The sequence below is a fragment of the uncultured Tateyamaria sp. genome, assembly GCF_947503385.1.
Taxonomy (GTDB): domain Bacteria; phylum Pseudomonadota; class Alphaproteobacteria; order Rhodobacterales; family Rhodobacteraceae; genus Tateyamaria.
In genome coordinates, this window is sequence record NZ_CANNDO010000031.1 from 1 (window position 1) to 203 (window position 203).

The following is a 203-nucleotide window of genomic DNA, read 5'->3' on the forward strand; positions in this document are numbered from 1 at the left end:
TCGTCGTCTCGGGTTGTGCTGAGATAGAACCAGCCCCAGCCGATCACTTTGAGATAGGTGAAGTCGGTTTGCCAGAGCTGGTTGATGGCCGTTGTTTTGTGCTGGAACTCATTGGCAGCCTTCAGGACGATGAAGGCCGGGCTGGTGATCAGATCATGCGCTTTGAGCGTGCGATAAACCGTGGATTCCGAGACAAAGTAGCG

1 pseudogene is annotated in these 203 nt (G+C 54.2%); it reads right to left on the reverse strand.

The window, feature by feature from the left end:
• Positions 1-203 (reverse strand): annotated as a pseudogene (locus Q1A85_RS22955) (IS3 family transposase); the annotation flags it as partial.